A 16,175-nucleotide genomic window follows, 5' to 3' on the forward strand; every position below is an offset into this window, starting at 1 on the left:
CCAAAGACTGTAACGCAAAAAACGAAAAAGGCGCACTCGGCGCCTTTTTCATCACATCGACAACGAAAGCTGCTTAGTGCGCCTTCTGCTCCGGCTGACGCAGACGGATGTGCAACTCGCGCAACTGGCGCTCGTCCACTTCGCTCGGCGCCTGCGTGAGCAGATCCTGCGCGCGCTGCGTCTTCGGGAACGCGATCGTGTCGCGGATCGAATCGGCGCCGGACATCAGCGTGACGATGCGGTCCAGACCGAACGCGATACCGCCGTGCGGCGGCGCGCCGTACTGGAGCGCGTCGAGCAGGAAGCCGAACTTCAGGCGCGCTTCTTCCGCGCCGATCTTCAGCGCGCGGAACACCTTGCTCTGCACGTCTTCCTGGAAGATACGCACCGAGCCGCCGCCGATTTCCCAGCCGTTCAGCACCATGTCGTATGCCTTCGCGAGGCAGCGGCCCGGATCGGTTTCTAGATACTCGAGGTGCTCGTCCTTCGGGCTCGTGAACGGATGATGCGCGGCCACGTGGCGGTTCTCTTCCTCGTCGAACTCGAACATCGGGAAGTCGATGACCCACAGCGGCTTCCAGCCGGTTTCGAGCAGGCCGGTCGTCTTGCCGAATTCCGAATGGCCGATCTTCAGACGCAGCGCGCCGAGGCTGTCGTTCACGACCTTCGCGCGATCCGCCGCGAAGAAGATGATGTCGCCGTCTTGCGCCGCCGTGCGCTCCATGATCGCCGCGAGCGCCGCGTCATGCAGGTTCTTGACGATCGGGCTTTGCAGGCCGTCGCGGCCACGGGACTTGTCGTTGACCTTGATCCACGCGAGGCCCTTCGCGCCGTAGATGCGCACGAATTCCGTGTAACCGTCGATGTCGCCGCGCGACAGTTCGCCGCCCTTCGGCACGCGCAGGGCAGCGACACGGCCGTCCTTCGAGTTGGCCGGCATGCTGAACACCTTGAAGTCGACGTCCTTCACGGCATCCGTGAGATCGGCGAATTCGAGCTTCACGCGCAGATCGGGCTTGTCCGAACCAAAGCGGCGCATCGCTTCCGAATACAGCATGACCGGGAATTTCGCGGGCAGCGTGACATCCATCGTCTCCTTGAAGACGTGGCGGATCATTTCTTCGAACAGATCGCGGATTTCCTGCTCGGTCAGGAACGAGGTTTCGCAGTCGATCTGCGTGAATTCCGGCTGACGGTCGGCGCGCAGGTCTTCGTCGCGGAAGCACTTGGTGATCTGGTAGTAACGGTCGAAGTTCGCGACCATCAGCAACTGCTTGAACAACTGCGGCGACTGCGGCAGCGCGAAGAACTGACCCGCGTTCACGCGCGACGGCACGAGGTAATCGCGCGCGCCTTCCGGCGTGCTCTTGGTCAGCATCGGCGTTTCGATGTCGATGAAGCCTTGCGCGTCGAGATACTTGCGCACTTCCATCGCGACGCGATAGCGCAGGCGCAGGTTCTTCTGCATTTGCGGACGGCGCAGGTCGAGCACGCGATGCGTGAGTCGCGTGGTCTCCGACAGGTTGTCGTCGTCGAGCTGGAACGGCGGCGTGACCGATGCGTTCAGCACGGTCAGCTCGTGGCACAGCACTTCGATCTTGCCGCTCGTGAGGTTCGCGTTGACCGTGCCTTCAGGACGGTCGCGCACGACGCCTTTCACCTGCACGCAAAACTCGTTGCGCACGCCTTCGGCCACCTTGAACATCTCGGCGCGGTCCGGATCGCAGACGACCTGAACGAGCCCTTCGCGATCGCGCAAGTCGATGAAGATAACGCCACCGTGGTCGCGGCGGCGATGCACCCAGCCGCACAGCGAAACGGTTTGGCCCAGGCGGGCCTCGGTCACCAGACCGCAGTATTCAGATCGCATCGACATGATGTTGTGTCTTTCGTTGTTCGTTGATCAACGGCTCGCGCGTTCGGGCCTCGCTCTTTCGTTCGGCGGACTCCTGGCTCGCGCGCGCCGGCATTACATCGGCGGCTCGGTGGGGCGGCGGGCGGGCGCGACCGGCGCCGGCGCGCTCGGGGCGGGAGCCACCACGCCCATCGAGACGATGTACTTCAGTGCGGCGTCGACGGTCATGTCCAGTTCGACGACTTCGCTTTTCGGCATCATCAGGAAAAAGCCGGATGTCGGGTTCGGCGTCGTCGGCACGTAGACGCTCACGTGCTCTTCGTCGAGGTGGTTCAGCACGTCGCCACCCGGAATGCCTGTCAGAAAGCCAATGGTATACGAGCCCTTGCGCGGATATTCGATCAGGAGCGCTTTGCGGAACGCGTTACCGCTCGAAGAGAGCAACGTGTCGGACACCTGCTTGACGCTCGTGTACAGCGGCCCGACCACCGGAATGTGCCTCAGGATGGCGTCCCACCATTTCACGAGCTTCTGGCCGACGAAGTTCTGCGTCAGCAGTCCGACGATGAAAATGAATGCGATCGTCAGCACGGCGCCGACGCCCGGCAGATGGAAGCCCACGACGCGCTCGGGCTGCCACGATTCCGGCAGGAGCTGAAGCGTCTGGTCCATCGTCCCGATGACGAGGCCCAGCACCCACAAGGTGATCGCGAGCGGCACCAGCACGAGCAGGCCGGTGAGGAACACGGATTTCAGCGTAGTCTTTTTTGTCGTCATTTACACGGGGCGGAGGCTGCGCCGGCTCGACTGTGTCGAAGATCCGGCTTGGCAGGCGAGCCGCGCCCAATTGCGCGGTCGGCGAGGTCATCTACGCGACATATCGCCAGGCGGACGTGCCGACCCGGCGTTTCAGGCTGCGTCCGACGATGCGGACGCGCCCGCAGCAGGCTTGGCGGCATCCGACGATGACGTAGTACTGGCCGGCGTTGCGTCGCCCGAATTCGAGCTGCCGGAGCCGGACGAAGAAGCGTCATCCGATTTCGCCGCCGGCGCGTTCGCCGCGTTGCTCTTCGCGCCGTTGTTGCCGCTTCGGAAATCGGTGACATACCAGCCGGAGCCTTTCAACTGGAATCCGGCGGCGGTCACCTGCTTCGAGAAAGCGTCCTTTCCGCAGGCGGGACATTGCGTGAGCGGCGCATCGCTCAGTTTCTGAAGCACGTCTTTTTCGTGGCCGCAGTGTGCGCAGCGGTACGCGTAAATCGGCATGGCACTCTTCCTACAATGATCTGTCGACGCTTGGTAGGGTAGCCCCCTCCCCTTGCGGAGAAAGGGCCCCCTAAGAACTGTACGTGCGAGTTTCCCCGCATACAGCTCAAGCCTACATGAGCAAAACTCTGCTACCGCAGAGCCGGTTTAGTCACAGTCAAACCACAGGCATGCACCTGCTGGTGGCAGTGAGGGTGAAGCAGTACCCGGTTCGACAGCGCGTCGGTCCCACCGTGCATCCGATACACCAGATGATGGTTGTGCGAACCGGTCTCGTCGGTCAGAACCCCGTCGCAGAGCGCACACCGCCCGTCCTGCGACATATACAAAATGACCCATTGCTTGAGATGGCGCTTGGAGTACTGCATGCGCGTCTGTCGCAATTGCTCACCGTACTGTTCCCACGCAGGGTCAAAGGGATTGAACTCCCCTTGAATCTTCGTCGGATAGCGGATAGCCGTACCACTAAGCGAGTACAGCTCCTCTATCACCCTACTACCGTCCTTTGCGATCCGTGGGACGCCAAACACCCAATGCCGACTATCGATAGTGTGAAAGTACTTCCTCTTCACCCACTCGACCGTCTTTCGTGGATGACGTCGTTTGGACCACCGCCAGAGTTGCTTGAAAATTAGAAACTCCGTGCGGCTGAACGCCCGCTTGGCAGAGACGTGGTGGTGATACTGCGCCCAACCACGCAACATAGGGTTCAGCAGGTCAATAAGCTCCGCCTGCTTAACTGTTTTGTTGCCACTGATCGTATCCGCCACCTTGCGATAGAACGCTTGCACGTTCTTCTTGCTTGGGGTCGGAAGGAATTTTCCGTTGTACTTCCGAAAATTCCACCCAAGGAAATCAAAGCCGTCTTCAATGTGAACGATCCGCGTCTTCGCCTCGGACAGTCGCAACCCTCGTGTGGCTAGGAATGCTTCGACCCAGGGGCGGACTTCGAGTTCGAGAGCTTCGCGAGAAGCTCCGCTGACAACGAAGTCGTCTGCATATCGCACAACATTGACCTTCAGCTTCTTGGCCTTCCCGATTCCCAATTTCGCACTGAGGTGCGCGATTAGGTCCCGTTCTAACCCGTTCAGCGTCATATTCGCCAGCGTGGGAGAGATCACCCCTCCCTGGGGCGTTCCGGCCCGCGTCGCCTGAAACTGACCCTTGTAAATCAAGCCAGCCTTTAACCATTTCCGCAGGATGCTCTTGTCCATGGGGACATTTGCGATCAGCCAGTCATGGTTGATGTGATCGAAGAAGCCTTCAATGTCAGCGTCTAGGACCCATTGGGACGAATCCCGGCGGGACAGACAACCGCGCAATTGGCCCATAGCATCAGCTGTCGAGCGGCTGATCCGAAATCCATAGGAGTTCGGGTCGCTCGTAGACTCTGCTACCGGCTCCAATGCCAGCAGATACAGGGCTTGCATCGCCCTGTCCCGCATGGTCGGGATACCCAGAGGGCGTTCCTTCCCATTGGCTTTGGGGATAAAGACTCTCCGTAATGGCAAAGCCCTATATCCGCGCCGCTTCAATCTGCCGACAGCTTCCCATCGGCTCTCAGGCGAGTCCCACAGTTCGCGATCGACTCCAGCCGTACGCGCACCTTGGTTTTGCGTAACACGTCGTACCGCGTACAGCTTCGCGGACAACGTGCGAGTTAGCATCCGTTGCAGGGCTTTCACCCGGCGCCAGTCGCCTTCTCGCGTCGCCTTCGCAATTCGTATCTGCATCCCTCTCACATTCCGTTCAACCAGCCGCCAATTTACGGCGTGCCACTTGTCAGGGACATGGGAAAGCGCAGACCCAGTCTTTCGACTCGATACTCTCATGCTGCTCTCCTACCTTAGGTTAGACCCCGGCAGAAGGCGCATCTCCCCCAGCGGGGCAGATACACCCGCTGGGGAACAACAGAACTCGACATAGGTACATGCACCCATGTCTCGAACAAACACTGCAACACGGGTGCGTGCACCCGCATCTAACCAAGTACCAGAGGGTTAGCCAGCCGTCTTGCGACGGTAGACCAGACGGAAGTCTGCCCGCTTTCGCGTGGAGTGATGTTGCAACTCCTATCCGAACCATTACAGCCCGACTTTCGCTTTCTCCGTCCTCCCATACCCGCACCATCCACAGCGTTCCTCACGGTTCGCCTGCCGAGCAACCTCCCCGGCAACAATACGGGCTTACCACGTTCCCGATGCATCACACGACTGACTTAGGCTCTACCTCTCCCCCGGCGGTGTGATGACGACGTGATCCGAGCTTCGAGCGGATCAGCCAACCGCGTACCATTTTGGTCGGTGCCACACAGCAGCTTAGGCACCACAATTCTTACGAGGTTTATCAGTAGTTCACTTGCGTTAGCCATATCAGCCAGCCTAAGGACTCAACCCCCGCGCTGCTGGGAGTATCTATGTGCAGACCTCACGATCCACACATACTGGCAAGCCAGGACCTATTGTCAGAGAAGCTTCACACCCCACCGTTACCAGTGACGCATGTCCTCCTAGGCTACTGCTGGTCGTACAACAGGTTCACTACCCAACAAATGCGAGGTTGGGTTGAACAATGACGCATCGAGTTGTCCACTCGTACCGCTAGCGAATCCCTTAGCTTGTGGCGTAGGACTTGCAAACAACAATCCGCGTGTCAGCGGAGTTGAAGCCGCTGACAGGGCGGAACTCGGTGGTGACCGAGTTAATGCAATGCGATTCCGGCGGATGCAATACCAGGAAATCGCCTATGGCGATACCCGGCACTACCCTTCCAGGTATCGCTTCACTACAAATTGCCGGCCTCAAAGTGCCAGCACTATGGTCAGCAGAGCAGTCAGGACCGCGACCCCAACTGATTTCCGACGGTCGATGCCCCTTGTCGTGGGGCCGCCGGACACGAGTGTGCGTGTCGCACCAAAGCCTTGAATTATAGCCGCAAACTCGACCCGCCAATCTCGGGACGACGCGCGCAAGCTTGAGCCCGATATATCGGGGCGCCGTCGAAGGATTTCAAGATGGCCGGTTCAGATACGTCGCCAGGTCATCCAACGTTCACGGCCGGCGAATACGGGGATCGAGCCGCTCACCTCGCGCTCTTCGATCAATTCGAAGTGCGGCGTCAAGAGCGCGTCCAGTTCGCCACGCTCGATGCCGAACGGCGGCCCTTTCAGTGTCGATCCGATGAAAAAGAAACCGGCGAGCAGCGCGCCCGGTTTCAGCAAGGCTGCCATCCGGGTGGTGTAATCCTGCCAGCGGACTTTCGGCAGCGCGCACAGAAACGCCCGCTCGTAGACCCAATCGGGCGGGAAAGGCGGCTCGTAGGCAAAAAAATCCGCCTCTTCGACGACGCCCGCATACGCGCCGAGTTGCGCGCGCGCCGCCTCGACGGCGCCCGCGGAGAAATCGATCGCGCGCACCGGCCAGCCGCGCTCGGCCAGATAGAGCGCTTCGTACGCGCTGCCGCAGCCGGGAATCAGCACATTCTGCGCATTGCGCGACGCGACGAACGTCTTGAACGCCTCCGGCACGCCAGCCTGATCCCACGGCGTGAACTGCTGGTCGAAGCGTTCGTCCCAGAACCCCGGCGAATTCGGATCGCGGTTTTCGAAGTCGGGAACATCGGGATTCGTCGGATCGCTCATGATGTCGGCCTTCAGGGATGAAGAAAGAACTGCGCGACGACGACACCCGCGCCCGCCATCGCGACCAGACCGGCGACGAGCAGCGTCACGAGCAGGCGGTTCGTGCGTTTCTGCTCGGCGAGAAGCATCCGCATGAGTTCGTCGCTGCCGCTCTTCGGCGAATCGTGTTGCTCCGCCAGGATATGGTGAATCAGCCGCGGCAATTGCGGAATGGTCTTGCTCCACTGCGGCGCTTCCATCTGCAGGCGCTCGTACCAGCCGCGCCAGCCGATCTGCTCGTTCATCCAGCGTTCGAGATACGGTTTGGCCGTTTTCCACAAATCGAGCTCGGGATCGAGGGAACGCCCGAGCCCTTCGACGTTGAGCATCGTCTTTTGCAACAGCACGAGTTGCGGCTGGATCTCGACGTTGAAGCGGCGCGACGTCGAGAACAGGCGCATCAGCACCTGCCCGAGCGAGATGTCCTTCAGCGCGCGATCGAAATACGGCTCGCAAACCGCGCGAATCGCGCTCTCCAGTTCCTCGACGCGCGTACTCGGCGGCACCCAGCCGGATTCGAGGTGCAGCGTCGCGACACGGTGATAGTCGCGCTTGAAGAACGCGAGAAAGTTCTGGGCTAGATAATTCTTGTCGAAGTCCGACAGCGCCCCGACGATACCGAAGTCCAGCGCGATATAACGCCCGAAGGTCGCCGGATCGAGGCTCACCTGAATGTTGCCGGGGTGCATGTCGGCGTGAAAGAAGCCGTCGCGGAACACCTGCGTGAAGAAAATCTCGACGCCTTCGCGCGCGAGCTTCGGAATATCCACGCCGGCCGCGCGCAAGGTCTCCACCTGGCTGATCGGCACGCCGACCATGCGCTCCATGACGAGCACCGTCGGCGCCGACAAATCCCAGTACATCTCCGGCACGAGCAGCAGATCGAGGCCCTGGAAATTCCGGCGCAACTGGCTGCCATTGGCGGCCTCGCGCATCAGGTCGAGCTCGTCGTGCAGATATTTGTCGAATTCCGCCACGACTTCGCGTGGCTTCAGGCGCCGGCCGTCCGCCCACAGACGCTCGGCCCACGTCGCGATATCGCGCAGCAGCGCGAGATCGGAGTCGATCACGGGAAGCATGCCCGGACGCAGCACTTTCACCGCGACGGCCTTGCCCGCATGCTCGCCGTTCCTGATCTTCGCGAAATGCACCTGCGCGATCGACGCGCTCGCCACCGGCACGCGCTCGAAATCGTCGAACAGTTCGTCGATCGGCGCACCAAGCGACTTTTCGATGATGGACACCGCCACCGCCGAATCGAACGGCGGAACCTGATCCTGAAGCTTGGCGAGTTCATCGGCGACATCGACGGGCAAAAGATCGCGCCGCGTCGACAGCACCTGGCCGAACTTTACGAAGATGGGTCCGAGGCTTTCCAGCGCGAGCCGCAGACGGATTCCGCGTTCGATGTCGAACCTGCGGCCGAAGGTCGTGATGCGCATGAGAAGGCGCACGCGACGATCGTCGATGCCGCTCATCACCAGCTCATCGAGCCCGAAGCGGACGATCGTAAAAAAAATCTTGAGAAAACGCAGAAAACGCATGGTTCGAATCGCTTCAGCTCGTTATTCGTGCGAGTCGCGCACTGACTCGCCGCCGGATCGCGCTGAGGCGCCGCTCGCCGGCCGTGGTTGTCCGGATGGTTGTCCGGTTTGTTGTTCGATCCTCTCGATGCGCTTTTCGACGCGCGCAAGCGCATCGCGCGTTCTCGAAAGCTCGGCGTTGAACGCGTCGAGCGCGCTCTTGCGCACGAGTTGCGGGCGCTCGTCGAGGAAATATTCGGTGAAAGTGTCCAGCAGATTCCGCCCGGTGCGCTGCGCCTGCTCCTGCACCGCCCGCGCGACGAGTCCCACGCGATGCGCGGGTGCATCGCCGATCACGCGCGCCAGATCTTCTTCGGGATCCCAGCGCAGATGCTCCGCGAGCTTTGCGAGAGTCGTTGCGAATTCGGCGTCGCCTTCGATCCGGACATGCTTCATCACCGCCGCCTGCCCGCCCTGCAGAAACACAGGCAGCGCATCGAGCGGCACGGCGATCGTTACATCGAATGCGCCCGCCTCGGCGTCGGTGGTTGCCGCGAAGAGACCGTCGGGTTGCACCACGAGCGCGATCGAAACCGGCGTGCACGACAATTTCACTCGCTTGCCTGCATACGGCTTCAGGCGCTCGAGCGCCCATGGCTCGCGCACGAGCAGATGATTCACGGCGGCCGCGAATCCACTGGATACGGTCTTCAAGGCGGGATTTGCTGCGGGACGGGCGGATTCGTCTGCGTTCGTCATCGGCTGTGAGATGAAAAAACCCGCGCGAGACGCTTCTCGCGCGGGTTTCTATTCTACCGCCGCAACCGGCAAACACACTGACGGTTGCCGACACCCGGCCATTCGGCCAGGGGCGCGGTCAGGCTCAGCTGACCTGCTGAATCCCTGCCAGCAGCCAGCCTTCGTTGCCGGACTTCTGCTTGGACAGGTTCCATACCTCGACGAACGGCTCGGCCGCCGCACCTTCCGACTCGCGGATGAGCCCGTGGAAGCGCACGCTCGCGAGATACTCGTTCGCGCGATCCTCGACGCCGAGCAGATCGGCGTTGAGTTGCACCACATCCGTACGATTCGGCGCGCTGCCGCGGGCGTCGACGTCGAGCTTCACTTCGGCGAACATTTCGGGCGTCGTGAATTCGCGGATGTCGTTGACGTTCCCGCGATCCCACGCGTCCTGCAGCCGCACGAAGTAAACCTTCGCGTTACGCACGAATGCGTCTGTGTCGAAGCCGGCCGGCACATTCGGATTCACGGCCTGCTGCTGCACCGGAGATTCGATGTAATTCGCACCGAAGCCGGTCGGCTGCTGCGGCACTTGCGGCGGATCCTGATTCAGGCTCGTGCGCGTGGTCGCGCCGTACGGCGAACCCGAGGCCGAACCGGCGCCGGCGTATGCAGGCGTGTTATTGCCCTGACGCTTGCGCATGATGAAGCGGAACAGCATGACGGCCGCCAGCACGATCAAGGCGATCATGATCATGTTGGCCATCGCGCCGGCGAAGGCTTCGCCCAGCCCGAAGTGCGACAGCAGCGCCGCGATGCCCAGACCCGCCGCGAGACCGGCGATCGGCCCCAGCCAGCGATTACGCGCGGGTTGCGCCGCTGCTGGCGCAGCCGGTGCGGGTTGCGCGCGCTGAGCCTGCGCCGCCTGACCGGCCTGCCCCTGCTGCATGGATTGCGACGGCGGCGTCGCCTGATGCTGCTGCGTCGCCGTGGCCGACTGCCGGCCCATGCTGCGGCCAGCGCCCATGCGCTTGGCTTCCGCCGTTTCCGCGAAGATTGCGCCGGCCGCAATAACGCCAGCCAGCGCCAAGATTCCGGCCTTCCTGAAGAAGAGGTTCAGGAAACCCCGGGATTGGGGTTTGCGCGAGTCGAACATATCGAATCCTTTTGAGAGTGGAACATCAAAATTTTGTCCCGACGTGTAACGCTACCACGCCACCTGACAAATTGTAATATTCGACTCGATCCAGGCCCGCTTGTTCCATCATTGTTTTCAAAGTTTCCTGGTCCGGGTGCATGCGAATAGACTCCGCCAGGTACCGGTAGCTGTCCGCATCTTTGGCCACTTTTTCGCCAAGCCACGGCAAGATCTTGAAACTGTAGATATCGTACGGCTTTTTGAGCGGTTCCCACACTTTCGAGAATTCCAGAACCAGCAATCTTCCGCCCGGCTTGAGGACACGCGTCATTTCCGCCAACGCACGATCCTTGTGCGTCATATTACGAAGTCCGAAAGCAACCGTAACGACATTGAAATAATTGTCCGGGAAGGGAATCTTCTCGGCGTCGCACAGCAGCGCGGGCGTCAGCACGCCTTTGTCGATCAGCCGGTCGCGGCCCACGCGCAGCATCGATTCGTTGATGTCCGTGTGCCAGACTTCGCCCGTTTCGCCTGCCTGTTTGGCGAAGGCCATCGCCAGATCGCCCGTGCCGCCCGCGATATCCAGCACCTTGTAGCCCGGCCGCACCTTGGCCTGCCCGATCGTGAAATGCTTCCAGATCCGATGCAGTCCGCCGGACATCAGGTCGTTCATCAAGTCGTAGTTTCCCGCGACGGAGTGAAACACGCCCGCCACTTTCTTCGCCTTGTCCTGCTCGTCGACCGTTTCGTATCCGAAGTGGGTCTTGCTCATCGCGCTCTTTCCTCGCCTGTTGTTCGTTCTATGTATGCGCAATCGTCGCGCCGGCCGTGCGGCGTTATGCCGCGGCGTTGATACTCAGTGGCAATGGCCGCCGGACGGCTTGGCGGCCATCGGCGTGTCGCGGTCCACGCCCGCGGCTTCCAGTTTCCCCAGATACTCGCGCCACAAGTCTTCCTGCCGCGTCGCCAGGTCGTGCAGGATGTCCCAAGAATAGATGCCCGTATTGTGACCGTCCGAAAAATTCAGTTGCAGCGCGTAATGCCCGACCGGATCGATGCCGATAATCGTCACCTCGCGCTTGCCGGTCTGCAACGTTTCCTGGCCCGGTCCGTGCCCCTGCACTTCGGCGGAAGGCGAATAGACACGCAACAGCTCGAACGGCACGCGATACGACTCGTCGCCGTATTGCAGTTCGAGCACGCGGGATTTCGAATGCACGACGACGCCGGTGGGAATCGGCGTCGTTGAAGTGAGTCCGCTCATGGTCTTGCCTTATTGATGGCCGAACGCCTGGTTCAGCTCGTTGCGCACCTGTTCGCGCAAGAGCGTCGCCTGCGCGCGGCGCTTCGATAGCTGCGATTCGGAGACCGTGCGCTGACGCGGCGCCCAGATCGGCAGAGGGAAGCGGGAGTCGTTGGAAAAGCGCGGAATGATGTGCCAATGGACATGCGGCACCTGATTGCCGAGGCTCGCGAGATTGATCTTCTCCGGCACCAGCACGCGGCGCATCGCGCGTTCGACGCCGTTCACGGCCGTCATCACGCGCGCGCGGTCGCCATCCGATAAATCGGACATTTCGGCGACGTGCGCGCCCCAGATCACGCGGCACAGGCCCGGCCAGTCGGGCTCATCGGCAAGGACGACGCGCAACGCGTCGTCCGACCAGAGTACCTCGCCGCCGTCTTCACGACAAAACACACAGTCCATCTCAAACCTCTAGCGAATCAAACCTCGATTTCGCTATTACACCAGCACGCGCTCGATACCGCCATTGTTCGCGCGTTCGACGTACTGTTCCATCCAGTTCTCGCCGAGCACCTTGCGCGCCATTTCCACGACGATATAGTCCGCCTCGATGTTGGCGTCCTCGTTGTAGCGCGACAGGCCTTGCAGACACGACGGGCAGCTCGTGAGAATTTTCACGTCCTGACCATTCGGCTGCGGACCGTCGCCGGCCTTGAGCACCGAGCCCGGTTGCGCGCCCGCCGCGCCGGCCGCCGCGTTCGACATGTTGATGGCGTTCGCGCCCGCTTCCGCGACGAGCGGAATGCCGCGCAGCCTGGCCGCGCCCTTGCGGATCTCTTCTTCCTTGCGGAAACGCACCTGCGTCGAAATATCGGGCCGCGTGACCGCGAGCGTCCCCGACTCGCCGCAGCAGCGATCATTCTTCTCGATCTTGTAGCCGTCGTTTTGCGAACCCATCAGATCGTTGACGAGCTTCACCGGGTCCATCGTCTTGATCGGCGAGTGACACGGGTCGTGGTACATGTAGCGTGTGCCCGTCACACCGTCGAGCTTGATGTTCTTCTCGAGCAGGAATTCATGAATGTCGATGATCCGGCAGCCCGGGAAGATCTTCTCGAATTCATAGCCCGCGAGCTGGTCGTAGCAGGTTCCGCACGACACGACCACGGTCTTGATATCGAGATAGTTCAGCGTGTTTGCGACCCGATGGAACAGCACGCGATTGTCCGTGACGATCTTCTCGGCCTTGTCGTATTGCCCAGAGCCGCGCTGCGGATAACCGCAGCACAGATAGCCTGGCGGCAGCACGGTCTGCACGCCCGCTTCCCACAGCATGGCCTGCGTCGCGAGCCCGACTTGCGAGAACAGACGCTCCGAACCGCAGCCGGGGAAATAGAACACAGCTTCCGAATCGACGGTGGTCGTCTTCGGATTGCGGATGATCGGAACGATCTTGTTGTCTTCGATATCCAGCAGCGCGCGCGCCGTCTTCTTCGGCAGATTGCCCGGCATCTTCTTGTTCATGAAGTGGATCACCTGCGTGACCACGGGCGGCTTGCCGACCGTCGCCGGCGGTTTCGCCGTCTGCTTCTTCGCGAATTTCTTCAGCACGTCGTTGCCGAAACGCTGCGCCTTGTAGCCGACACCCATCATCGCGGTTCGGGCGAGATTGATGGTCTGCGGATTGGTCGCATTGAGGAAGAACATGCCCGCCGCGTTGCCCGCGTTGAACTTCTTCTTGCCCATCTTGCGCAGCAGATTGCGCATGTTCATCGTGACATCGCCGAAGTCGATCTTCACGGGGCACGGCGTCACACATTTGTGGCAGACCGTGCAGTGATCGGCGACGTCGTTGAACTCGTCCCAATGCTTGATGGACACGCCGCGTCGCGTCTGCTCTTCGTACAGGAACGCCTCGACCAGCAGCGAAGTCGCGAGAATCTTGTTGCGCGGGCTATACAGCAGGTTCGCGCGCGGCACGTGCGTCGCGCAGACCGGCTTGCACTTGCCGCAGCGCAGACAGTCCTTGATCGAATCGGAGATCGCGCCGATATCCGACTGCTGCATGATGAGCGATTCGTAGCCCATCAGCCCGAAGCTCGGCGTATACGCGTTTCGCAGATCGGCGCCTTCGAACAGCTTGCCCTTGTTGAAGCGTCCGTGCGGATCGACGCGCTGCTTGTACGCGCGGAAATCGCCGATTTCCTCTTCGGTCAGGAACTCCAGCTTGGTGATGCCGATGCCATGCTCGCCCGAGATCACGCCGTCGAGCGAACGCGCGAGCTTCATGATGCGCGCCACCGCGTGATGCGCGTCCTGCAGCATCGCGTAGTTGTCGGAATTGACGGGGATGTTGGTGTGCACGTTGCCATCGCCCGCGTGCATGTGCAGCGCGACGAACACACGGCCGCGCAACACCTGCTTGTGGATGGCCTGCGCTTCGTCGAGGATCGGCTTGAATTCGCCGCCGTTGAAGATCTGGCGCAGTTCCCCGCGAATCTCCTGCTTCCACGAGATGCGCACCGTGCGATCCTGCGCAACGTGGAAGATGTTCGCGTCCGGCTGCACGTCGACGCGATCCGCGAATTTCTCCGCAAGCGCCGCGTAGCCGAGATTGACGAGATAGTGCTGCGCCTCGCGCAAGGGCATGTCGAGCTTTTCGCCGACGAAGGTCCAGCGCTCACGCACGCGCTTCAACAGATCGAGCGCCTGTTGCACGCGATCTTCGAGCAGCTCGGCGCTGGGAATTTCGTTCGCGTCGTCGGTCTTGCCGAGCGGCAGCTTGCCGGTGCGGAAGAACGCTTCGAGCGCATCGACGAGTTGCAGTTTGTTCTTGATCGACAGCTCGATATTGATCCGCTCGATGCCGTCCGTGTACTCGCCCATGCGGTTGAGCGGAATCACGACGTCTTCGTTGATCTTGAACGCGTTCGTGTGCTTCGCGATCGCCGCCGTGCGCGAGCGGTCGAGCCAGAAGCGCTTGCGCGCCTCGGCGTTCACCGCGACGAAGCCTTCGCCGCTCTTGCCGTTCGCCATGCGCACGACTTCGGAGGTCGCGGCGGCGACGGCATCGGCGTCATTGCCGACGATATCGCCGATCAGCACCATCTTCGGGAAAGCATTGCGCTTGCTCTTGGTCGCATAGCCGACCGCGCGCAGATAGCGCTCGTCGAGGTGCTCCAGACCGGCCAGGATCGCGCCGCCCTCTTTCGACGTTTCGAACAGATAGTCCTTGATCTCGACGATGCTCGGAATCGCGTCGCGCGCCTGGCCGAAGAATTCGAGGCAGACGGTGCGCGTGTGCGCGGGCATCTTGTGCAGAATCCAGCGCGCGGACGTGATCAGCCCGTCGCAGCCTTCTTTCTGCACGCCGGGAAGGCCGGCGAGGAATTTGTCGGTGACGTCCTTGCCGAGCCCTTCCTTGCGGAACGTTCGGCCGGTGATGTCGAGGTTTTCGCTACGCAGAAGCTTCTCGCCCGGCGGACGATTGCCGTCGAACCAGTCGAGCCGGAAGCGCGCCACTTCGACGTCGTGAATCTTGCCGCAGTTGTGATCCAGACGCGTGACTTCGAGCCAGTTGCCTTCCGGATCGACCATGCGCCACCAGGCGAGGTTGTCGAGCGCCGTGCCCCACAGCACGGCCTTCTTGCCGCCCGCGTTCATCGCGACATTGCCGCCGACGCAGGATGCATCGAGCGAAGTCGGATCGACGGCGAACACGAAGCCCGCCTGCTCCGCCGCTTCCGTGACGCGCCGCGTGACCACGCCCGCGCCGGAGAAAATCGTCGCGACCTTGTGATCGACGCCCGGCAGATCGGTCATTTCGACGGGACCGAGCTGCTCGAGTTTTTCCGTGTTGATGACGGCGGAGAACGGCGTGAGCGGAATCGCGCCGCCGGTATAGCCGGTGCCGCCGCCGCGCGGAATCACGGTCAGGCCCAGTTCGAAGCACGCCTTGATCAGACCGGCGATTTCGCCTTCGGTGTCCGGCGTCAGCACGACGAACGGATATTCGACGCGCCAGTCGGTCGCGTCGGTGACGTGCGAGACGCGCGACAGGCCGTCGAACTTGATGTTGTCCTTTTGCGTCTCCTTGCCCAGCACGCGCGACGCGCGGCGGCGCAAGTCGGCCATGCGGCCGAACTCGGCGGCGAAATCGTCGACGGCGCGGCGCGCGGCGGCAATCAGCAACTGCACGCGGCCAGCGCGCTCGCGGCTGCCGGCTTCGTCGCTGTGGGCGGTGAGATCGGCGCTGCGGCGTTTTTCGATTTCCGCGAGCCGGTGATTCAGCGCCTCGACGAGCAACGCGCGGCGCTTCGGGTTGTCGAGCAGGTCGTCCTGCAGATACGGATTGCGGCGCACGACCCAGATATCGCCGAGCACTTCATACAGCATGCGCGCCGAGCGGCCCGTGCGGCGCTCGTTGCGCAGTTCGTCGAGCACGGCCCAGGCTTCGTCGCCCAGGAGTCGCATGACGATTTCACGATCGGAAAACGACGTGTAGTTATAGGGAATTTCGCGCAGACGGGGCTCGGCATCGAGCGCCAAGGCGGCATGGGCGCCGTTCGGATCGAAGGCTTGAGGTGCGTTCATGTTCGACGGTTCGGTGTGCCGGCGCTCGCGCTTCGAAAAGCGGAAACGCCGACGATGCGCGTGGGGGCGCAAATTTTCGAATGAAACTTATCTTGGCGAAGGCCGCCGGGTCACGCAGCGCGGAACTCAGC

At 61.7% G+C, this 16,175-nt stretch carries 12 protein-coding genes; all 12 read right to left on the bottom strand.

The genetic code is table 11. The annotated features are described in order from the left end of the window. Positions 1–73: 73 nt before the first annotated feature. Positions 74–1,876, bottom strand: a complete 1,803-nt coding sequence (aspS, locus tag ACEN42_RS13900) for an aspartate--tRNA ligase (RefSeq protein ID WP_187607472.1) — start codon at positions 1,874–1,876, stop codon at positions 74–76. Between the two features lie 93 nt (positions 1,877–1,969). Then, the gene (locus ACEN42_RS13905) at positions 1,970–2,632 is read right to left on the bottom strand and encodes a DUF502 domain-containing protein (protein ID WP_187607471.1); all 663 of its coding nucleotides are present in this window, start codon (positions 2,630–2,632) and stop codon (positions 1,970–1,972) included. 132 nt (positions 2,633–2,764) lie between these two features. Then, positions 2,765–3,121, bottom strand: coding sequence for an FmdB family zinc ribbon protein (locus tag ACEN42_RS13910; RefSeq protein WP_371880232.1), 357 nt, complete (start codon positions 3,119–3,121; stop codon positions 2,765–2,767). Positions 3,122–3,252: 131 nt separating this feature from the next. After that, positions 3,253–4,953, bottom strand: coding sequence for a group II intron reverse transcriptase/maturase (ltrA, locus tag ACEN42_RS13915; RefSeq protein WP_371880233.1), 1,701 nt, complete (start codon positions 4,951–4,953; stop codon positions 3,253–3,255). A gap of 1,190 nt (positions 4,954–6,143) precedes the next feature. Continuing rightward, positions 6,144–6,761, bottom strand: coding sequence for a methyltransferase domain-containing protein (locus tag ACEN42_RS13920; RefSeq protein ID WP_371880234.1), 618 nt, complete (start codon positions 6,759–6,761; stop codon positions 6,144–6,146). An 11-nt stretch (positions 6,762–6,772) separates the two neighbouring features. Next, positions 6,773–8,344: a ubiquinone biosynthesis regulatory protein kinase UbiB gene (ubiB, locus tag ACEN42_RS13925; RefSeq protein WP_187607468.1), complete on the bottom strand. Its 1,572-nt coding sequence runs from the start codon at positions 8,342–8,344 to the stop codon at positions 6,773–6,775. 21 nt (positions 8,345–8,365) lie between these two features. Continuing rightward, on the bottom strand, positions 8,366–9,037 hold the full coding sequence (locus ACEN42_RS13930) for an SCP2 domain-containing protein (RefSeq protein ID WP_371880235.1): 672 nt from the start codon (positions 9,035–9,037) through the stop codon (positions 8,366–8,368). Between the two features lie 169 nt (positions 9,038–9,206). Beyond that, positions 9,207–10,220, bottom strand: coding sequence for a Tim44 domain-containing protein (locus tag ACEN42_RS13935; RefSeq protein WP_187607466.1), 1,014 nt, complete (start codon positions 10,218–10,220; stop codon positions 9,207–9,209). A 25-nt stretch (positions 10,221–10,245) separates the two neighbouring features. Continuing rightward, positions 10,246–10,977: a bifunctional demethylmenaquinone methyltransferase/2-methoxy-6-polyprenyl-1,4-benzoquinol methylase UbiE gene (gene ubiE, locus ACEN42_RS13940; RefSeq protein WP_035497635.1), complete on the bottom strand. Its 732-nt coding sequence runs from the start codon at positions 10,975–10,977 to the stop codon at positions 10,246–10,248. 84 nt (positions 10,978–11,061) lie between these two features. Then, complete coding sequence (locus ACEN42_RS13945) at positions 11,062–11,469, bottom strand: gamma-butyrobetaine hydroxylase-like domain-containing protein (protein ID WP_187607464.1); 408 nt, start codon at positions 11,467–11,469, stop codon at positions 11,062–11,064. 9 nt (positions 11,470–11,478) lie between these two features. Further along, positions 11,479–11,913 (bottom strand): HIT family protein, encoded by a 435-nt coding sequence (locus ACEN42_RS13950; protein ID WP_035497633.1) that lies wholly within the window; start codon positions 11,911–11,913, stop codon positions 11,479–11,481. Between the two features lie 36 nt (positions 11,914–11,949). After that, positions 11,950–16,044, bottom strand: a complete 4,095-nt coding sequence (locus tag ACEN42_RS13955) for an FAD/FMN-binding oxidoreductase (protein ID WP_371880236.1) — start codon at positions 16,042–16,044, stop codon at positions 11,950–11,952. Positions 16,045–16,175: the final 131 nt, after the last annotated feature.

The organism is Caballeronia sp. S22 (genome assembly GCF_964261745.1).
In the GTDB taxonomy this organism is placed as follows: domain Bacteria; phylum Pseudomonadota; class Gammaproteobacteria; order Burkholderiales; family Burkholderiaceae; genus Caballeronia; species Caballeronia jiangsuensis.